A 20,036-nucleotide genomic window follows, 5' to 3' on the forward strand; every position below is an offset into this window, starting at 1 on the left:
GCGAGATCGCGGCCGGCCGAAAGGAAGTCAGCGATCTCACGGATCATACAGCGAGCCCGGTGTCTAAGCGACGCCGAGCTCGTTTGTTATTTATGGATAGCATCTAACGCTCGCCTGACTTTTCTTGCGAAAACAAGAGGTCTCTCCACAGTTTCAATATTGATATAAATCAAGCGGGGCCGCTCGAATAGCCATTCGTTGCGGACGGATGTAACTTTTATGCCTTGGTTGCGAATGGCCGTAAGGAATGGATTGACTTCTTTCTCCAAGAAAGCCGCTCTGCCCAAACATAGCGCTCTGCCGGTTCTTTCATTGAAAGATTCGAACGAAAAAGAAGACGTTACTCGAAATCTTTTTCCCAAAATGGTTGCTCTTATTTCATTTCGATTGATGGTCGAGACGCACTTACCGCCGGCAAAGCCGGCCTCACCCCCGATAATCTTTGAGAACCGCTCACAAAGCGAACCGGTACTTGACATTCTTCGTTCCTCCCCTGTTTACCTTTATGGTATGAATACAGGAATAGGAAGGAAACGGATGATCGACTATTCTATCGTCTATATCAAAACCTTGGCTTTGGATCAGCCGAATTCACGGTGCAGCTCTTGCAGCTTAAGCTTGCTGTAATGTTGACAGATGCGATCGAGCTCGTCCCGAACTTCCATCAGGGCAAAGCCTAGCAAGTTTTGGCCTTTCCATTCGAAAGGATTATTGATGTCTTTATCATCTGCGGACATGCCGATCCCCCAAATGGTATCGTAGGGACTGGCCTCCACTAATACTTTATCACCTGTCTGCAGCAGAAATTGCATGAGGGGTTCATTCTGAAAAAACTTCGCGAAATTCCCGTTTAGCACGACGGCGTATCGTTTACTCGCCCATTGGTCTTCATGAAAGCCGCTAACGCTCCGGCCCAGCTCTTTTATTTCTTTCGGATTATCGCTCTTCAAAATGTTCTCCAGCATCTCTCCGTCGCCAAAAAGCCTGGCCTTCTCCGCCATCATGAATTGCTCCATACAGCAGTAGGTATCGATCTCGATATCAAATTCCGCTTTCCACCATTGGCTTAAGCATGTTTTGGCAATAGCGCCGTCGGGGCTTGGCTGATGTCCCCAGAAAAATAAATACTCGTCTTTGCTGCCTTTCCGAAAATTGTCCTGCACCCATTCAAGGGAATAGGCGGGCTTACCGTCCGCATGCCAAAGAAGATCGCCATCTTCGTCATAACAATCTTCATCGGCATACTCTTCTTCGTACCAGCCAAGCCAGCCTTTCGGGGCAGGGAACATGTGACGAAACGTATCCCGCTCCTCGGGGGTCAGCGCCGAAAACCATTTTCCGAAATGCATGACATAATGCTCGCCATACCCCATTCGCCAGCCAATGCTGTATCTGCTTATGTGCGGGTACATCAGCCACGGAGGCGCCATCGGATTCTCGATATCGTATGCCATTCCATTTCTCCTCCCTTTCTTACAGTTCGCAGCTGTTTGATTTGGCATTATTCGCTAATGCTAGCCATTCGACGCAGTGACGAAAAAGCAAATCGCCGTGATAAAAGATAAAGGCGTCATCGTAAGCTTCTCTTTTTTGCTTTTGGATAAACCGTTCATGACTGTATTTAAGAGCAAATATGCGGCAAAAACATAACATCCGCCTTTGGCAATGGGATCTAGAATTCCGATGGAAATGATCTTACCCGCTTGCAGAATCAACAGGATGGCAGCCAATTGAATAAGAACTGAAATGGCGCAAGCCGCTCTCATCGGTTTGGGCATGATTTTATATTTGCCGCCCATTGCAAACTCTCCGAAGGGCAAACCCAAAGCCAGCAAGACGTACAAAACGGCAACTGCCAAAAAAGCAATGCTTCCGATCCATGCCGATATCACAAGATCACTCCTCATGACAGAACAATTGTGGTTTTTTTACAACAGCCAGCTTGCTTATAGTCTACTTTAGTTCCATATATTTGTAATGATGTCGAGACAATAAAATCCCATCTCAGGCTAATCGTTGATTACTAAATAAAAGCATTTTTGATTAAAAACCTTGGTCATACAATAGAAAACTCGTATTGCAAATACCCTTTTACTATGTTATAATACATTATTTGTAAATTTCATTCGTTTATGGTACTGTATAACACATGGGATAAAAAATTTGATCAGAGGTGATCATCGTGAACATTCTTATTGTTGCTCTAGCCATCATAACAGTCATGCTCTGTACAATTACAACCATACTCAATTTCAAAACAATGAAACTGCTTAAAAATGAAAGAAAGAATGAAACATGAATAATACACCTAAGAAATTGCAGGGGCAAATGGTCTTGGATAATGAAACCAAACAACAACTTAATCGAATTGAGTCTATGCTAACCGAATTGATATCAACAATACGAGAAAATGATATCCCTCTACAATCTCGCTCGTTCAGAGCCGCAAGCTCAAAGCAACCTAAACAGACTGAACCGAAAAAGGAGCATGAGATCCTTAGAAGAATTGAATGCAAGATTGAATAAATTAATATCTCAACTTTCGCAGCTTGAAATCGCCAAATACGCCTTGATGTAGTTAGGCAAACCGGCAATCCATTGCTGGAGTTGACGCTGAATCAAATTGGAGATTTTCTTTCCTACCTTTGTGGCGATTTCATTGATCAAATCGATCAGTTGCTGCAAGGCAACAGCCCAGTCGAGTGTGCCGACTTCATTGCAGAGCAAATAGAACAGTCCGCCAATAGACCGCTGGTCTGTACTCTGACGGTGCTGCCAGGCAAGCAGGATATAGCGTGAGAACACAATTGTCGTGTGGCTGATGAGCAAGTCGTATGAACGGCCTTGAAACTCTTTTTGAAGCCGCAGCAGCGATTTGGTGCACTTGAAGAAGACTTCAATATCCCAGCGTATCCGGTAAATTCGGATGATCTCTTGGACTGTTAAAGCCAGATCGGTCGAGAGAATGGCGAGCCATTCGTTTTTCTTGGAACGATGGCGGACAAATACAACCGTCACCGGAATACTCGGCGCCAATTCCGTATTTGCGCAGGATGTTGCTGTTCTTACCCTCCACGCACATTGCTTTCGTATACAGCTCCTTCAAGCAAAGTCGCTGTCCATTCAAGAGATAGCGCTTATTATCATTCTTTACCATGCCGATCACATGTAGCCCACGGCTGATCACTGCTTGTATCAAAGGAGCATGTGTAAACCAGCTATCCATCAGAACATACGATGCTGAAGCGCCGGCTTGAATGGCGCGATCCAGCATCTCGGTGATGACTTGAGGGGCATAACGAAGAGCTTCTTGACGACGTTTGTAGCCATGGGTACGCTTGTCAATTTCCTCTGTCATCGCGGTAATAGCCGATTTTGTGGAACTAAGAGAGCAAAGTCCATCGGGATAAACGAGTGCCCATCAGACCAACCCATAGTGAGCATGCGAAATCCTTTATAGTAACAGCCGGTCGCATGGTCCTTGAATCGCGCCAGCATTTCGACGGCCTTACTCCGGTTGCGTTCAAACATAGAATCGTCAAAGATGAACGCCGTCTCCCGGTTATCCGAAGTTAGTTTTTCGACTCGCTGCACGGTTTTGATGCTGAGGGATTGCAGAAAACGTCGCCACGGATACGCACTGTGATTGAGAAACCGATATACGGCATCTTTGCCGGGGAACGATTCCCCTTTCCCACTCTCAAGCAGTCGAAACCAATTTTTCTGATGAAACAAAAGAACGAATATGAGGCGAAATAGTACAGTACAGGTAAAGCCGAATTTTTTCTTAAAACCTGCGTCATTCAAGTGTTTTACGATTTTCAGTTCTTCGAATGCTGGTTTCATTTCTTTTGGTAGTTGATCGAATGATTGCTTTTGGTCTATCATATAGAGGACACCTCTTCTGTGTGGTAGTGATTGGTCGCACTCTCACTTTACCAAACGAAGCGGTGTTTTTCGAAGCTTGATTCACTGTTCGATCTACGAACTCCGATACAACAACATAAAGGGACCTCCATTGTTGGAAGTCCCTTTTCTTGTTAAACTCTTAATGAAACGCAGCATTCATAAAGTTCATTTCGGTCAGACGGTTGCCATTTTCTTGGGAAAGTGAGTTAATATGCAAGACTGGGCTGAGGGGTAACTCCGTTAACCTTCAGCTAAGTACAAATCGTCGAACCAGGCACTGGCGTTCGCATCTTCATGCAGCTTCAGGTATACGGCCACCGATCTGACATCCGTGGAGGCAGTAAAAGTCAATTCATATTCTGACCAATCCGTTCCAGGCTCCACTTCTCTCCATATATATTCCACTGTTCCTCCGGAAGCATTGATCAACCTTAAACCTACCGCTACCGTGCCTTGCGTCGCTTCATTCTTCACCCATCCGCGCAACATATACGTTTTTCCGCTTGTAACAGCCATGGCCGTTTTAGAGTTGACGACGTTAAAGGTATTGCTGCTATCCGGGTCCAGACGTACAGAATAGTTGCCGCTCTGTGCTACGTCGCTGTCCCATGCACCGGCGCGATAGTTCCACCCATTCGACAGTTCCAGCTCAAATCCGGGGTTGACGATCAGATTGCGTTTCGCAGCCGGCACCGGTAATCTAGCAGCCGATAACTGCAAACTCCCGCCTGCATCTTCCGCAACAAGGTACACTTCAAAGCTGGCTGAAGCTGTCAGTTGCTGAAGGGTGAGCATCGCTTCTGTATTTGCCTGTATCGGCACAGACCCGCTCTTTTGAGCACTCAACGGTTCACCAGCCGCATTATGCCCCATCTTCACTTGCATGGCGCTGGGCTCAGCAGTTCCGGGATCCAGCACAACATAGTAGACGGTACCATCGCGGTCGGTTTGCACCTTGACATCCGCAGTCGTAGCCGTTCTGACGCCAAGTTTCGGATAGCCAGGCGCAAATAAAGGGACGGTGATCTTGCTCTCGGCCAGATAGAGATCGTCGAACCAAGCGCTGCCGTTCGCATCCTCATACATCCGCAAATATACGGCGACCGATCTGACATCTGCTGGGATAACAAAATTCAGTTCAGCTTGCGTCCAATCCGTGCCGGGTTCTGCGTATTGCCACAAATAACCCGCCGTTCCGCCGGCGGCATTGATCAACCTAACGCCGATCGCCACCGTGCCCTGTGTTGCTTCATTCTTCACCCATCCGCGCAGCGTGTACACTTTGCCGCTTGTAACGGGAATTGCCGTTTTGGAGTTGACTACATTAAAGGTATTGCTGCTGTCCGGATCCAGACGAACGGAATAATTACCACCGTGTGCTGCACTATTGTCCCAAATGCCGGAACGGTTGTTCCATTCGACCGACAGGTCCGTCTCGAATCCGTTGTTACGGATCATATTGTAATTAACAGTTATCGGAAGCTCGATTAATGCGTACAAAGTATCTCCCACTTTTGGTTGCACGGCGAGCGTATAATCACCCTCGCTAACCGTCGGGGCTATCACTATATTGCCTTTTACCGTCTGTTCCGCATGTGCTGCCAATTGGATAGAGTCCGGCAACTCCAATGCGACATCAGCATTGTCGGCTACGTTCAGTTCAACTTCAATCGGAGTGTCTGACTGATTTTTCAGTTTAAGCTCTATCGGATATGTGCCAGCTTTGTTGACCAGCATGCTCGCCTTGTCAAATTTTCCTTCCAACAAGCGGGCAGCTTCTATCGCCAATGATTGGGAAGCAGTCCGGGAAACACCTTCCAACTTGTAGCTCAATTCAGCGCTTACCATGTAAGCCCCCGGCTCAGCGATCATAGGAAGCGTAATCGTTTTGTTCCAGTGATAAGTATCGCCGCTTTCTAATTTCCCAAGGTTTTGAACGATCTCTTCCGTTCCTCCTGCAAAGTCTGGCAAGCGGATGGTCAGGTTAGCTTGTTGCAAATGTTTTCCCGAAATATTGGCAAGAGCCAGATCGATGTTGGCTGTTTCGCCGAACACCCATTTTTGTGGAGATAACTGGATCCGTATATCCGAGAACGAGTTTGTTATATGGCTTATCAGACTGGTTACTTGCGAGACAAGAGACAGCATCTCTTCGGTTCCCTGCTCGGACGAGCCACGTGTCGCAACCCAATCCTGCAAATTCAGCAGTTGCCTGGAAGCTTTGCTCGCAATAGCCGTCACTTCAGGCAGATCAGGATTATCCACTGCCAATTGTTCCGCGATCACAGCCAGACGATTGCTCGTTGCTTGTAATTCCATCAACCAATGCTGATGTTCGGACAGCGTCTTACCGGATTCCAGCAAAGTCATTGCCTGTTCCATCATAACAGCATAAGACGTTATCTTGTATACTCGACTTTCATAAACACCGAGTGAACCTTCCAACTTATTCAGCATGGAATTTTCGGAGAAGGAAGGCCCGCCAAATAATAATTCAGAACGGTAACCATAAATATCCAATGGGATAGAGAAGGATTGCGTTTGCTTCGTTTCATTAAGAACAATAACATACAGTTCTCCGTTCTGATCCTTCCAAGAACCCCAATTCAAGCCATTCTCCTGGTGGCCGCCTGCTTTATCCATATTCATAAGTTGATCGACTAAAGCAAGCTCGCTCTTGAATTGTTTCAGCCCTGGCCACAGCTCCGAACCGATCATTTTCCAGCCCGGATCATTGACTGAATAGTACCCCAGCCCGTTCGAACCCGCAAGAATCGCTTGATACGCCATGTTGCGCACTTCCGTTATATTCGGCAAGTACGGATAGCTGTTCGGAATCGTGAACGCCTGAAGGATCGTCCATACGGGTTTGCCGTCATGCGCAACACTATATGCCGTCCGTACATTGTTGCCTACCATTGTAATCGGATGCCCGGGCAACGGATAAGGATCGATTGCCACAATATCGGTCGATCGCGTGTAATTGTAATACTCGGTTAAGTCATCTGTAACCATATACACCGGGTTCTTTCGATCCAACGTACGTATAAGCTTGTATCCACCAACCAGATCACTCAGTTCTGCGCCATTATTCCTCGGTTCATCCTTCAGCATCCAACCGAGCAGCGCCGGATGATCTTTGAATTTCGTAACGAGCCGTTCAATGATATCGAGCCGCAGCCCGTCAGCCGAATCGTAATAAATCGGATACAACACTTTCAATCCATTGGCTAGCGCGGCATCAAGTCTGAGTTGAACCGTTTCCTCACTGTCAGTGTTAAATCCTTGTACCGTATTTACGCCAATTTCATGCATAAATGGATAATCTGGCGTGTTTACATGATAGGCAATAACCGGAAAAAAAGGTTCTCCATCAACTAATATTTTTCCGTCTACCGTCATATTTTCAGGGCGCTCCCATTTATAAATTGGGGCTTCGGCTTGTTCCAATACCACACCGCCCTGACCCGCCAGCACTGCCTCGATCCGATACGGTACTTCTAGTTGCATTATGCGCGGATCAAATGTAATTTCCTGCCGGGAAGTTGCATTTATTACGGCAAATTCCTTCAATACTTCACCATCATCTTCCTTCACGATGCGTAAATGTACGGTTTTGTCAGCATAAACTCCATTGCGAGGTTGCACTCCAACAATGACTTTACCTGAAGCAATATCCGGATAATAGAACATATGATTCGTAGTCAGCGAAATCTCCGGGCGCGGTGCGATCATCTCTACTGCCGCATCATCCAGATATACTTTTCCTCCGTCATACAGCCGCAAATAGACTTGGGCCACTTTGGTCCCTAATGGAATCTGAACCCGGTAACTGTACTTCTCCCATCCATCAGACGCTTTGTCAATTTTAGGTCCATTTACCCCAAACACCCAAGAATCTAGCCCGGGTACTTCCGAGTTATAAAATTCCACCTTCATGCCAAGGCCCCGGCCTAGGATGCTCTCCCTCTTCATCCAGTATGAAAATTCATATGTAGCCAGTTCTTCGACCGGAACAATTTGCGATACAAATGGTCCGCCCGAGTTCACATCGTTCTGAATGACAACCCCATTGTTCCCAGTTCGCGCAGCTTCCGGCGTTACCTGAATCGTCAGTCCATTCGCACTGCCCCATCCTTGATAAGCTTTCCAATGGGAGGGAGCCCCGTTGTTCACTTCTTCAAATCCTGTGTTCAGAATCAAATTGTTTTCCGACTGCCCTATTGCTGAATGCGAGTGGACGATCGACAATAATTGAAAAACAATGAAAGCGGCAAACGAAAACACAAACGTATTAATCCATCGACATTTAAACATATTTTCCTCCCTTTCATTCCGATCGCGTTTTTCGGCGCCGTTGGGCTTGCCCCCGTGCCTGTTCCCGTCGTACCGCTCGGCTTGTCGCCATCCTTGGATGTCGAGCAGCCGGCCAGTGTAAGCGCTAGCATCGTGACCATCACCAAAAGTCCCTTTTGTTCACGGTTAACCCCTCCATAAATGTGAGTTTAATATGAAATCGTCTTGCGACGCATTTCAACAATGGATTTCATAACATAGTTTATTTTTTCTACCAAAACAAGTCGGTCAAATCAAGAATATAGTAAAAAATGCCCAAATACAAGCGCTTACATGTATTCGGTAATCGATTTCTTATGAAGTGTTAGTAACATATGTTATATTTATTTGAAAAGCACTGTCGAAAAATAGTCGATAATTTTTTTATCCCCTCCTTTTTCGTTCCGATTCCGTGCTGCGAGTTCGTTGATATCACTCGTTTTTTATGGCAGCCGTTGACTCTGTCGCCCTCATCACCGATAATAAAGAAGGAACATAAACAAGTTTATTAATCTTTCATAAAGAACGGAAGGTTGAAGTATGGTTACCCAAAAAGACATTGCCGATCATGTCGGCATCTCTCGCACAGCCGTCTCCCTCGTGCTGAATAACGCTCCGAACTGTACGGTTTCCGAGAAAACAAGGCAGCTTATTTTGAAAGTCGCCAAGGATATGGGATACAAGGATTCGGACGTCATACCTAAAATTTGTTATGTGTTCTACAGCCGAAACTCGAACGACCCCCGTTATTTCCAGCTACTCAAGGTCGCGGAAGAAACGGCGGCTCGTTTCGGTTATTCACTGGTTTTCATGAGCATCAAGCCGAATCCTCAAGATCACAGGCGGTTGAAAGAGTTGGCCAAAAGCAAGGACACGGCCGGCATTCTGGTCTCGGGGGTGCTGGACGACACCGTGATCAGCATCCTGGAGGAGACGAAGGTCCCCCACCTCTATCACGTGTGCACGGACCGGACCGATATCCATGTTGTCACGTCCGACTACAAAAAAGTGGCGTACGATGCGGTCAAGCATCTGATCGAGCTCGGGCACCGGAGAATCGCGTTTTTCTCGGGCAGCCTCGGCTTGCTGATCATTAAAAAGGAGTTGGCCGGCTACACGGCGGCACTTCAAGATGCCGGCATTGAACTGGACAAATCGTTGATCCAGGCCGGGAAGGATGAGGATGGGGACGACTTGTGCAACCGGCTGCACGAGTTGAATATCGGGTACACGGCCGCCTATTGCACAAACACCATCATCCAGTTCGGGGTCCTGCAAGGCTTGAAGCGCCTGGGAATCGACGTACCCGGCGAAATCAGCCTGATCGGTCACGAATACACGGAGCTCGTCAAATTTAGCGTACCCCAACTGACGACCATGCTCATGAGCGGCACTCAAAAAGAGCTTCCCGTGACGCGGTTGATCGACATTATCCAGCGAAGCCAGACGGAAACTTTGTACGAATGCATCACGGAATATGAGTTGTTTCCCGGAGGCACAACCGCTCCTCGTCCATAGCCTTATGGCTGGTTCGTCGGTTCATTGCAAAGAAAAAAGCGTTCTCCCTTGCCGGGAAACGCTTTTTTCACTCCAGGATCGTGGTGATCCGGTCAAATGGGGTTCAGAACCCTTGTAACGAACTAGGATGCATAAGAGGCGCTTTCGGAAAAACTACCAGTATACGATCTGCAGCTTCGCTGCGTAGTTGGTCGCCTGGCGGCACAAGAACAACAGTCTTAAAACATGCAATAAGTTGCAAATTTTTCTATTGAGAAGTATCAAATTTCAATCAAGAACGGAGTCAAATCATTAGGCGTTCAGTTGAAGGGGCAGGATGCTGTTCATACTGCCTGATTCAACATCTGATTCTTTAACTGCTTCGGTAAATGTGGCACATTCTCCAAACGGATGTTGAGCCACACGACCATTGTCTTTTCGCGTTACATTCTGCTCGCCTAGCAGCACCGGCAAAGCACGGACGCTCGCTCGTTCGGCGGTTTGTTTTATTTGTTGTGCGACGAAGTTGGAACGCTCGATTGGGCACTTGCTTTGCAAACAACTGCTCGATTTGATCAATGAAGTCGCCACACAAGCAGGGAAAAAACTTTCGGTTCTGATTCGGCGTCAAGTCCAACAATGGATCTCAGCTTTGCCCAATTACATCAAGGCTTATCTGCCAATTTCAAGCTGCGAAAGTTGAGTTAATATAACCTGCTTTAGGCCAAATAAAATAAGAGGGGTATGCCGCCCCTCTTTCTTATTTCCGTCAACCCATGAATCGTTTAGGCGAACAAACTGATCAGGTTGCCGTCAGGGTCTTTCACGATAGCGTATCGCTGTCCCCAAACGGCGTCCCAGGGCTCGCGGTGACCGCAGTGGCCATGCTCCGTAATTCTCGCGTAAAGCTCGTCTACCGCATCGCGGCTATCGCACAGAAAGGCAAGCTCAACTCGATGTCCGGAAGGCTCCTCCCAGCCGCCGTACACATCCGCAATGACTTCCTGCGCATCGAAGGCTAGGCGGAAACCGCCTTGCTGAACATCTACATGCACATTGCTGTTCGCACTTTCCGGAATTTCGAGACCGAGCAAACGATAAAAATCTAGCGCCTTCTTCATATCCTTCGTCACAATGCCGACCAAATCCAGCTTGATACCCATTGTTATCATCTCCTGTTTTTCATTCTTCGTGAGAATACAAAGTACAAAAGCGAACTACATGCGATGACTACCAAAAGCAGCAGCGATAAATTCGCATACAAATAAGATTGTTTTCCTGTCGCAAACGGATGCAACGCAAAATCGAGGAAGGAAACATCCAATAGTTTGGCTGCCGCCGCCGTGCTGAGCGCCTGTGCAATGAACAGGCTTAAACTGAAAAGTCCCATGCCAATCCCAATCCGATCTTCGCGCAGCGTCGAGGATACACTTTCAGTAATCGAAGTCTGTGTGAATGCGTACCCGATATTGATGACCGCCAGCGCTACCGCGATGTACCAGAACGGTTGACCGATGAAAATCCAGATCAGGGAGAAGCCGAGCGCCGTCAGCCCCAAGCCGAGGAAGGTGACATAACGATCTCCCTTCATCACGATGATATCGCCCGAAAATTTCCCGCAAACCGCTGCACAGATCGCGCCGGGAAACATGACCAGCCCGATGGACTCAGAACGTAAATCGAACAATTGGGACAGCATGAGCGGCACCAGAAACATCATCGTCATCATCGCACTAAACGTTAGAAAGCCGATAACTAAGCCGATGCCGTACATCTGGGTTTTGAAAATCGCCGTCTGGACAAAAGGGGCCTCATGCGACCGATTGTGAATCGCAAGCCAAACACCCGAAGCAAGACAAACAACAAGGTAAATCGCATGCAACTGAGTCAAAAAAAGCATGAGGAACGTAATCGTCACACAGACAAGCAGAGCGCCTTGCAAGTCGAACCTTCCCGATCTCGGCCTCTCTTCAGGCAAAAATCTCATAAAGAAAGGAATCGCCGCCAAGGTTACAACCGGGATCAGAAATAGATAAGCCCAGTGCAGCCTTCCGGTTATATATCCCCCCAGCACCGGACCCGCCGCAACGCCGAAGGAGAATGCCGACGTAACCAGACCGAACATTTTCTTGCGCCCAGTGGCGGTAAAATAACGGGTGATGATTGTGTTGTTGATGGCCGGTATGGCAGAAGCTCCTAAACCCTGCACGGCACGAGATATAATCACGTCGGGGTAATGAGAATGGAACATAAAACCGAGCACGGAGCTCCCGGCGTACACGGCGATTCCGATTGTCATGAGAAGCTTCGGACTATATAAATCACTGAGCTTGCCGAACATAATCGAACCAATGCCAAAAAAGATAATAAAAATAGTCACGACCCAACTGACCTGCGAGGACAGCAAGTGAAACTGCTCCGAAATATTCGGTGTAGACACATTGAATACCGTTTCATTCAAAACGGAAAAAAAGATCACATAAAGGAGCCAGGGAATAATGCGGCTGATCCCCTCCTCCTTTTGCTCGGCTTGGTTTGCGGATATTGTCATGAAAGCCCCCCTTCCTTGGATTCCATGAACAATATAGCTTTTTTCGCTAAGGATAAATAGTAAAAAACGGACTTGTTCAGTCCGTTTTCGACAGTTGTGTAGGCAATAAGCCGTAAAAGCGCTTGAAGCTCTTAATGAAATGCGATTGATCATAATAGCCGTATTTCATCGCAATAGAGGTTAAACTGTAAGTTGCGCTACTGTGCAGCTCCTGCAGCATGTTTTGAAATTTGACAATGCCTGCGATTTCCTTCGGGCTTAAACCTAGCTCACGGTCGAAGGTTCTCCTGATGTGACGTTCGCTGAAACTCAGCTTGTCCGCCAGCGCCGACATGGAAATAGTCCCTTTGCTGGCATACAGAACCTGCATGCCAGCATGCAGCATCCGATCCGAGGGATCGTCGTTATTGGATAGCAAGCGAAGGAATGTGCGTTCTGCGGCGTCGATCATATCCCTTTCGGTTGATGCAGACAGAATCCCTTCAACCATCTCCAGCGCTTTGGCTCCCCAAACTTCCTCCAGAAAGACACGATGACCGTTAATAGCGGCGACTGGACATTTTAGCAGGAGCTGCGCCATCTCCGGATAAAAACGGACGCCAAATAGAGATTGCGGCTCCGAAAGGCTCATTACCTCATACCGGGACATCAAGCCTTCAATAAATGCGGCCTTCCGGACAGAGGGGAAATATCGGTCGATAATAATGTCCACACAGCCGTCAGGTATGATCCGGTTCACTACGGATGCATGGGAATCGATTGTCCAATAACAGGCAATATGCGCAGCCAGTTTCACGCTGGGCGCATATTCCCGATAGCTGAAGCCTGTAGTGAGCACACCGCGCTGAAGTCCGGGCGGTTGCAGTGGGCGGTATCGTTGCATCATTTTATATAATACCTCCAACTTCAAAATCGACTCAGGCTTCATCTTGGATTATGCCCATACTTCCCGCTGCCTGTTTCATTCGACACCTATATCGCCGGCTCCCGCCAGTATTTAGACCCTTAGCGAGCCGCGGAACCCTCTTGCACCATAGTAGGATTCTGCTCCATTGTGGTACACGAAAACAGTGTCGTAGCGACGATCGCAAAAGAGGGCCCCGCCGAGTTTTCTAATACTAGCGGGTGTTATCACCCAGCTCGACGTTTTCAAATCGAAGTTTCCAAGTTTCTGCAGCTCGCGGTATTGTTCTTCCGTTAAAAGCTCAATGCCCATGGCAGCTGCCATATCAATAGCGCTAGTTTCCGGTTTATGTTCTTTCCTGGACTCGAGCGCTTCCCGGTCGTAACAAATACTTCTGCGACCTTTAGGACTTTCCGCAGAACAATCGCAAAAAATGTATTCGCCCGTCTTATTGTCATGATCAACAACATCCGGTTCGCCGCCGGTTCTCTCCATTTCATGGAGCGACCACAGTTTTTCAGTCTGAGCTTCGAGCTTTGCTTGTACGTTAGCCCATTCAAGACCTTGATGGCGGTTCATGTTTTTCTCAAAACGGGCTTTCAATGTTTGGAGTAGTCCATCACGTTGTTCCGGCGATAACTCCTCTTTATTGCTGATTGTCATGTTTATTTCTCCTTTCAAATATGCTGCTTCCTAGTGAGCGACACACAGCACTCCACATGTGTTAACCATCTATTATTTTCTTGCCTCTGTTTCATACTTCCATCTAATATACACTACTCCATACACTTGCATTTATCCCAATAATTACAGAACGATCCATGTATCTTTATAACTCTAAATCCCCTTACTTGTTGTTATCATTATAGCATTCTATATGATAAAATATGCAGAAGTATGGAAATGGAAAGCTATTTAGAATAGACATTGATCCAAAAAAAGAGGCCGCAGTAGACCCCTTACTTAAGCCTCGTCAGTTCATCGAGAAAGGCAGGCCGCTTGTTATATTGCGCCTCTAATCGATGGATAATTTCGCCCTGGCTCACTTGGCCGGCAATCTGTTTATAGCGTTTAAGCATGGCGCATACGCGTTGATACTCTTTTCGATTTGAAGATACTTCAGCAGCGTGATAGATATGACTGCTGTAGATCTGTTCAACTTCCGCCCGATAGTCCGCTATTAATCGCAAAGCATACTCTTCTATCGCCGAAGGGTTGGCCTTTACATAAGCCATCATTTCTTCCAAATCATTTTTGTCCGAAATAAGCTTTAGATAGACTTCTTGGGCGCTCCAATTTGCAGCCTTCTTCAGCTCTGCAATGATGCTCCGGTAAAACTTTTCTTTGTCCCCATCAAACAAAGACTCCAAATCATGATAATAACCATAACCACCGCCCAGCAAAAGTTCTTTGGCCAGCAGCCCCTGCTCCTGCTTGAGAGAAAGGTTTTTATAGGCTTCATACCTCATTCTTTTCCACTTGGCAACTAGACCGGGAAGCTGCTTGTCCTGCCGTTCTCCTTCTTCAGATAATTCGATAACGTGGCGGTAATCCTTACTTCCCATGCTCTTCTCAATTGCCCGCTCTCTGAAAAAAGTGAAATGAAGATGCTTCTGCACAAACCGCTCTGCCTCCTCATTCGATTCGTAGCTCTGGATGAGCTGGAATAAAATCTTGAGCAGCGATTCGTTTGCATATTTTTGTTGCTCGTTATAGCCAGTGGAAGCGATTTGGTTGTCAATCGACGCCTTCAATTGTTCTCTGAGGTTTACCGCATCCGCAAATTCGGCACATATATCAAGCAATGTAATTCGGAAATCCTCCCAACCATCGAACGTCCCGCTTTTGCTCATCGTCAACAACCGATTAAAAAAGCGTTCCCTTGCAGGGACATCCTGTCGATCCAAGCTGCCGGCAATTTCCCGAATACACTCCAAAGCTTCTTCCACCAGCCAGCCGATATTACCATCCGAATCATCCGCATACTGAAACGCCGCTACTCCCTCTTCCAGCACCAGCAAGGAAATTTCCAGTGCAAATGTTTCATCCTGCGCTTCGTTTGTGTTCTCCAGCAAGGCAAGCATATCCTTTGCAAAACTATAAGTTTCTCTATAGGAAATGAAGCCTTCTCGTCCAACATATTTTTTCACAATAGAATCGATCAGCTTCTTGCATGACCGAATCTGCTGAGAATAATCGGCTTTGACGTATTCCAACAGGAGGCTGTTTTTAAACATTTCATCCCGTTCGGCGATTTTGATGATAATACGAATCAATTTTTCTTTGGACAATCCGCTCAATACTTCGTTCAAATCAGGCTGTCGCGCCATTTATAATCACACTCCAAAATCAATCATTAGTCGATTATTTATTATGTCCTCATGCGGGTCCGCATACGGCGGTTCCAAAAGGTTAACAAGAGCTCCAAATAACGTGAAAGCAGACTTGCTCTCGGACTCTCTCTTTGAAACGTGAGAGCGTTTGTGGAGCTCAGCATTAACTTTGGCAAAGTAGTAATAGCTTTTTCACTAGCGACAATGTAGAGGGTACAACAGAAGCTACAGCCTACAGCTGCTCTTTTTTGAAAAAATAGTAAAAAAAGAAGCGGGACTTCTCCCGCTCCATTGCTGTATACGCCAATACACCTCAACTATCAGTCTTTCCTGACCAACAGTGAGCAGCACTCCACATGCACCGTCCAAGGAAACATATCCACCGGCTGAACTTCGACGGTGGAATACCCGCCATCCTCCAGCACCCTTAAATCCCTCGCCAACGTCGCCGGGTTACACGAGACGTACACGATCTTCTCCGGCTGCATAGCAAGCAGCGTTTCCAACAGCACCTCGTCGCACCCTTTGCGCGGCGGGTCGACTACGACGACGTCCGGCTTAATCCCTTCCTCCCGCCAAGCCGGGATCACTTCCTCGGCCTTGCCGACGGCGAAGGTCACGTTGCCAAGCCCGTTCAGCTCCGCGTTGGCGCGAGCGTCGGCGATGGCTTCGGCGACGATCTCGACGCCGTAGACGTGGCTCGCATGGCGCGCGAGGAAAAGCGAAATGGTGCCGATGCCGCAATAGGCGTCGATGACCGTTTCGCTGCCGGTGAGGCCGGCGTATTCGAGGGCTTTGCCGTAAAGCACCTCGGTTTGGACCGGGTTCACCTGGTAGAAAGAGCGCGCGGAGATCGCGAATTGCACGTCGCCGATGTAGTCATGGATGACCTCTTGGCCCCACAACACGCGGGTTTTGTCGCCGAAAATGACATTCGTACGCTGGGTGTTGACGTTATGGCAGATGCTGCGTACGGCCGGGATCGCTTCGCGAATGCGTTCGATTAGCACTTCCGTGCTTGGGATGCGGTTTCCGTTCGTGATCAGAACGACCATGATGTCGCCGGTGCGGAAGCCGATCTTGACGACGACGTGGCGTAGCAGCCCTTGGTGGCTCTCCTCGTCGTACGCGGTGATGCCGAGCGAATGCGCGATGCGCTTGACTTCGCGGACGACGGTGTCGGTCTGCTCGTGCTGAATGAGACACGCATCCATATCGACGATGCGGTGGCTGCCCTGCGCGTAGAAGCCGCCGATGAGGCCGCCTTCTTCTTGGCCGATCGGGACTTGCGCCTTGTTGCGGTACCGCCACGGATCCTTCATGCCCAGCGTCGGATGTACGACGATGCCCGAATTTTGGCTCGCACTACGCTCAGGTGCGGATGCAAGATCGGTAGGCTCCTCCGAATCAACGCCTGCTACCGGCACCACCGCCAACTTCCCAATCCGCTCCAGACTATCCACGACGGTCTGCCTTTTGACTCGCAGCTGCGCCTCGTAACTCAGATGCTGCAGCTGACAGCCGCCGCATTGCTTATAGATCGTGCAAGGCGGCTCGACGCGATCCGGGCTCGCTTCCAATATTTCGAGCAGCTTGGCGTAGCCGAACTGCTTCTTCAGCTTGAGCACTTTAACCCGGGCTTTCTCGCCGGGGAGTGCTCCATGTACAAAAAGGGTAAAGCCGTTCACACGGCCTACCCCTTCTCCGTCATGACCTAATCCGATAATGTCCGCTACATACTCGCCGTTCTTCTCGACCGGCAGGTCGGGTCTTTCCGCGACGGCTGCCGGCGCCTGAGTGCTTCTTCCGCGCTGCGCACCTGCTGCGGCAGCAGTCTTGCCTTGACCGCTTCGACGGGAACCTGCTGCGTTTCCGCCAGCCCGGCTGTCCGCACGTCGCCCTTGGCTATTCAGCTTTCGCTCTTGTCCCTGTCCTTGCCCATTCCCTCTATGCTGCTTATTCATCGGATCACTCCATTTTTGCTGCGGTAGGTGGAGTTGCCGGACTCGTCCACGATAATGTTGAGATGCGACGGGAGCACGGAGAAGACGCAGGGCAGCGTACCGCCGAACTCGCCGTCGAGATTGATTTGGACGTAATCCGGCGACGTCACCTGGATATGGTCGGTCTTAAAATGTATGATGTTCGGGTCGTTCAGATGTTCGCCGCGCAGCGCAGCGGAGACGACGCGGATGAGCTCGACGAGGTTGCACTTCTTCAAAATGAAGACGTCGAACAAGCCGTCGTCGATGCTGGCGTCGGGTGCGAGCTTCTCGAAGCCGCCTACGGAGTTGCTGTTCGCGATCAGGAAGATCATGACCTCTTCGTGCAGGTCGTGGTCCTTGGACTTGATGTACAGGTCGATCGGCCGCAAGCGTGGCAGCTTCTCGAGCCCCTTCATATAATAGGCCAGCTGGCCGAGAACGGTCTTCAGCTTGCTCGGCACTTCGTAGGTCAGCTCGGTAAGCGAGCCCCCGCCCGCAATGTTGATAAAATAGCGCTGATTCACTTTGCCGAGGTCGATCGGGCGCGTATAGCCCTTCACGATGAGGTCGCAAGCCGCTTCCCAGTTGCGGGGAATGGCCATGGCGCGGGCAAAATCGTTGGTCGTTCCGAGCGGCAGCAAGCCGAGCGGCGGACGATGCGATTTCTCCGCCATACCGTTGATGACCTCGTACAGCGTGCCGTCCCCTCCGGCGGCGATGACGAGATCGAAGCCGCGTTCGACGGCGTCGGCAGCCGCTAGCGTGGCGTCGCCTTCGCCGATGGTCGCGTGGGTCGACGTTTCGAGCCCGCCGCGTTCGAGCCGCTGCAGGATGTCGTGCAGCCGCCTTTTCATCTCCTCCCGCCCGGAGGTCGGGTTGTATATCAGTCTTGCTCGTTTGGCCATTCCTTAATCACCTGTCCGTTCGTAATTGGGCGCGCCCGCCGATGTCAAGAGTGCCGTAATCTGCTTCTCCATCCACCGGGAGACTAGCGGACTAGGCAGCAGCGCCCTGCCGTTATATCGGTAATCGAATCCCTGTAACCGGGACGGTATGACATGACGCGTAAAGTATCCTTCGCTCAGAAAAAAAGGCGCGATAATGACCGCATCTTTCGGCTTCTCTTTGTGCAGCCGCTCCATCCGCCGCTTGACTTGGTCGGGCAGCAGCATCGCTGTCGTGACCTCGCCGAACCCGCCCAGCGTGCGAAGACGCTCGGCCAGCAGGCTCAGCCCTTGCTGCCATCTCTCATGAAAGCCCGGTTCTTCGCTGCCGTGACCGACAATGATTACGGTTTCGGAAGCAGGATTCACCGATAGCGCAGCAAGGTTCGTATATAACAAGGAGGCCGTGTCCGGATCGTCGTCGATCGGCCATCCCCAGTGAAGCCGCGCATGGACGCGGAAAAGCTCCAGCTCCGTCGGGAGCTTCGGCTCCGCTTGCAAGCCTAATGCATAGCGGATTTCGTCGAGATGGGTGCTGCCCGAGGATAGGAACAGCGGGACGACCGCAATGTCCGTGACGCCCTGCTCCTCCAGCGCGGTAATGCCGTCCTGGATGAGCCGCCCTTCGACGAGCTCCAGGTAGGAGGCATAGACGGGCACGCCGTCCGACACCCGCACCGCGGCGACGGCCTCGTCGACGAGCCTGACCCAGTCCGCGCTGCGCGAGCCGTGGCTGATGACGAGGACGCCGAAGAAGGTAGACGAAGACGAATGGTCGGACATGGTACGCTCCTGTTCTGTAACGGAATACAAGCGCCGGAAATCGACGCGCCAAAATCGCGGATCGCTCGTTCGGCAATCCGGAAACCTATATTTTTCATGCTATCGAAACAGAGGTCGAAAGTCAATTGAACGACAAAATCCTTCCCCGGCTGGCGGAGGAGGATTTCGTGACAGGCGGGGACCGGATTCCGGAAGGTTCGCCGTATTATGCGGATCTTGCAACAGCGGCGCTGCGTCGGCAGGTCGCTCGGATCCGTTTGACAGTTGTGTGTCGTGGCGGTTCCGCAGGTGCGGCAAGCCGACGCTTGCGTTCGGCGGGGACTAACGGTTCAATCGCTCAAGCGCGAGCTTGTAGCCGTCGTTGCCGTAGTTCAAGCAGCGTTTGACCCGGGAGATCGTCGCCGTGCTGGCGCCGGTTTCCGCTTCGATCTGGTTGTATGTGCATCCCTTGCGGAGCATGCGCGCAACCTCCAGACGCTGGGACAACGACTGAATTTCATTTACGGTGCACAAGTCGTCGAAGAATACGTAGCATTCCTCGACGCTCTTTAGCGTCAATATGGATTCGAACAATTGGTCGATCGCTTTATCGTTTAACTTCTTAAGCTGCATTTTTCTCAACCCCTGACCGTACGTCCTTTGTTTGGTTGTATGATTTCGACATGCGCGGAGCAAATCCCTGCTTTACGTAAGCATAACTGTGAAATTTTCATGCGTTAGCGGGCTAAACCAAATCTCCACGAAAATCCCGATAACCGTGACATGCGTCCAATCCAACCTATAGACTAACACATA

14 protein-coding genes and 2 pseudogenes are annotated in these 20,036 nt (G+C 49.5%); 2 read left to right on the forward strand and 14 right to left on the reverse strand.

Annotation, left to right across the window (positions count from 1 at the left end):
• Window positions 1–86: 86 nt before the first annotated feature.
• The 5 genes and pseudogenes from ACKGJP_RS32480 to ACKGJP_RS32500 all read right to left on the reverse strand — a co-directional run bounded on the left by ACKGJP_RS32480 (window position 87) and on the right by ACKGJP_RS32500 (window position 8,226).
• On the reverse strand, window positions 87–479 hold the full coding sequence (locus ACKGJP_RS32480) for a DUF1259 domain-containing protein (protein ID WP_409342874.1): 393 nt from the start codon (window positions 477–479) through the stop codon (window positions 87–89).
• A gap of 102 nt (window positions 480–581) precedes the next feature.
• Window positions 582–1,454 (reverse strand): NADAR family protein, encoded by an 873-nt coding sequence (locus tag ACKGJP_RS32485; RefSeq protein ID WP_409342875.1) that lies wholly within the window; start codon window positions 1,452–1,454, stop codon window positions 582–584.
• Window positions 1,455–1,514: 60 nt separating this feature from the next.
• On the reverse strand, window positions 1,515–1,799 hold the full coding sequence (locus ACKGJP_RS32490) for a hypothetical protein (RefSeq protein WP_409342876.1): 285 nt from the start codon (window positions 1,797–1,799) through the stop codon (window positions 1,515–1,517).
• A 736-nt stretch (window positions 1,800–2,535) separates the two neighbouring features.
• Window positions 2,536–3,888 (reverse strand): annotated as a pseudogene (locus tag ACKGJP_RS32495) (transposase).
• Between the two features lie 261 nt (window positions 3,889–4,149).
• Complete coding sequence (locus tag ACKGJP_RS32500; protein WP_409342877.1) at window positions 4,150–8,226, reverse strand: carbohydrate binding domain-containing protein; 4,077 nt, start codon at window positions 8,224–8,226, stop codon at window positions 4,150–4,152.
• A 558-nt stretch (window positions 8,227–8,784) separates the two neighbouring features.
• Here ACKGJP_RS32500 and ACKGJP_RS32505 point away from each other — a divergent pair.
• Window positions 8,785–9,762 carry a LacI family DNA-binding transcriptional regulator gene (locus ACKGJP_RS32505; RefSeq protein ID WP_409342878.1) on the forward strand — a complete coding sequence of 326 codons (978 nt, stop codon included), beginning with the start codon at window positions 8,785–8,787 and terminating at the stop codon, window positions 9,760–9,762.
• Window positions 9,763–10,152: 390 nt separating this feature from the next.
• Window positions 10,153–10,444, forward strand: a pseudogene (locus ACKGJP_RS32510) (transposase); the annotation flags it as partial.
• Window positions 10,445–10,526: 82 nt separating this feature from the next.
• Here the strand turns inward: ACKGJP_RS32510 and ACKGJP_RS32515 are convergent.
• The 9 genes from ACKGJP_RS32515 to ACKGJP_RS32555 form a co-directional block, all read right to left on the reverse strand.
• Complete coding sequence (locus ACKGJP_RS32515; protein ID WP_409342879.1) at window positions 10,527–10,904, reverse strand: VOC family protein; 378 nt, start codon at window positions 10,902–10,904, stop codon at window positions 10,527–10,529.
• Between the two features lie 5 nt (window positions 10,905–10,909).
• Window positions 10,910–12,445: an MFS transporter gene (locus ACKGJP_RS32520; protein ID WP_409342880.1), complete on the reverse strand. Its 1,536-nt coding sequence runs from the start codon at window positions 12,443–12,445 to the stop codon at window positions 10,910–10,912.
• Window positions 12,369–13,178, reverse strand: coding sequence for a DUF6597 domain-containing transcriptional factor (locus ACKGJP_RS32525; RefSeq protein WP_409342881.1), 810 nt, complete (start codon window positions 13,176–13,178; stop codon window positions 12,369–12,371). The genes ACKGJP_RS32520 and ACKGJP_RS32525 overlap by 77 nt, the downstream gene beginning before the upstream one ends.
• 111 nt (window positions 13,179–13,289) lie before the next feature.
• Window positions 13,290–13,859 carry a DUF4256 domain-containing protein gene (locus ACKGJP_RS32530; protein ID WP_409342882.1) on the reverse strand — a complete coding sequence of 190 codons (570 nt, stop codon included), beginning with the start codon at window positions 13,857–13,859 and terminating at the stop codon, window positions 13,290–13,292.
• A 296-nt stretch (window positions 13,860–14,155) separates the two neighbouring features.
• A complete protein-coding gene (locus ACKGJP_RS32535) occupies window positions 14,156–15,526 on the reverse strand; it encodes a hypothetical protein (protein WP_409342883.1) in 1,371 nt (456 codons plus the stop codon).
• Window positions 15,527–15,849: 323 nt separating this feature from the next.
• Entirely contained in the window at window positions 15,850–17,493 is a 1,644-nt protein-coding gene (rlmD, locus tag ACKGJP_RS32540; protein WP_409342884.1) for a 23S rRNA (uracil(1939)-C(5))-methyltransferase RlmD, read from the reverse strand.
• On the reverse strand, window positions 17,490–18,419 hold the full coding sequence (locus ACKGJP_RS32545; protein ID WP_409342885.1) for a diacylglycerol kinase: 930 nt from the start codon (window positions 18,417–18,419) through the stop codon (window positions 17,490–17,492). Before ACKGJP_RS32545 ends, rlmD begins: the two co-directional genes overlap by 4 nt.
• A 3-nt stretch (window positions 18,420–18,422) precedes the next feature.
• Window positions 18,423–19,241 carry a sirohydrochlorin chelatase gene (locus tag ACKGJP_RS32550; RefSeq protein WP_409342886.1) on the reverse strand — a complete coding sequence of 273 codons (819 nt, stop codon included), beginning with the start codon at window positions 19,239–19,241 and terminating at the stop codon, window positions 18,423–18,425.
• 321 nt (window positions 19,242–19,562) lie between these two features.
• On the reverse strand, window positions 19,563–19,853 hold the full coding sequence (locus tag ACKGJP_RS32555) for a YerC/YecD family TrpR-related protein (protein ID WP_113035103.1): 291 nt from the start codon (window positions 19,851–19,853) through the stop codon (window positions 19,563–19,565).
• Window positions 19,854–20,036: the final 183 nt, after the last annotated feature.

It is taken from the genome of Paenibacillus litoralis (genome assembly GCF_046244365.1).
Taxonomy (GTDB): domain Bacteria; phylum Bacillota; class Bacilli; order Paenibacillales; family NBRC-103111; genus Paenibacillus_V.

Excerpts from the sequence above, each read along its gene's own strand:
- ACKGJP_RS32515 (WP_409342879.1), bottom strand. The coding sequence starts at position 10,904 with ATGGGTATCAAGCTGGATTTGGTCGGCATTGTGACGAAGGATATGAAG.
- ACKGJP_RS32535 (WP_409342883.1), bottom strand. The coding sequence starts at position 15,526 with ATGGCGCGACAGCCTGATTTGAACGAAGTATTGAGCGGATTGTCCAAA.
- ACKGJP_RS32555 (WP_113035103.1), bottom strand. The coding sequence starts at position 19,853 with ATGCAGCTTAAGAAGTTAAACGATAAAGCGATCGACCAATTGTTCGAA.
- ACKGJP_RS32485 (WP_409342875.1), bottom strand. The coding sequence starts at position 1,454 with ATGGCATACGATATCGAGAATCCGATGGCGCCTCCGTGGCTGATGTAC.
- ACKGJP_RS32480 (WP_409342874.1), bottom strand. The coding sequence starts at position 479 with ATGTCAAGTACCGGTTCGCTTTGTGAGCGGTTCTCAAAGATTATCGGG.
- ACKGJP_RS32500 (WP_409342877.1), bottom strand. The coding sequence starts at position 8,226 with ATGTTTAAATGTCGATGGATTAATACGTTTGTGTTTTCGTTTGCCGCT.
- ACKGJP_RS32505 (WP_409342878.1), top strand. The coding sequence starts at position 8,785 with ATGGTTACCCAAAAAGACATTGCCGATCATGTCGGCATCTCTCGCACA.
- ACKGJP_RS32520 (WP_409342880.1), bottom strand. The coding sequence starts at position 12,445 with ATGATCAATCGCATTTCATTAAGAGCTTCAAGCGCTTTTACGGCTTAT.
- rlmD (WP_409342884.1), bottom strand. The coding sequence starts at position 17,493 with ATGAATAAGCAGCATAGAGGGAATGGGCAAGGACAGGGACAAGAGCGA.
- ACKGJP_RS32550 (WP_409342886.1), bottom strand. The coding sequence starts at position 19,241 with ATGTCCGACCATTCGTCTTCGTCTACCTTCTTCGGCGTCCTCGTCATC.
- ACKGJP_RS32545 (WP_409342885.1), bottom strand. The coding sequence starts at position 18,419 with ATGGCCAAACGAGCAAGACTGATATACAACCCGACCTCCGGGCGGGAG.
- ACKGJP_RS32530 (WP_409342882.1), bottom strand. The coding sequence starts at position 13,859 with ATGACAATCAGCAATAAAGAGGAGTTATCGCCGGAACAACGTGATGGA.
- ACKGJP_RS32490 (WP_409342876.1), bottom strand. The coding sequence starts at position 1,799 with ATGGGCGGCAAATATAAAATCATGCCCAAACCGATGAGAGCGGCTTGC.
- ACKGJP_RS32525 (WP_409342881.1), bottom strand. The coding sequence starts at position 13,178 with ATGATGCAACGATACCGCCCACTGCAACCGCCCGGACTTCAGCGCGGT.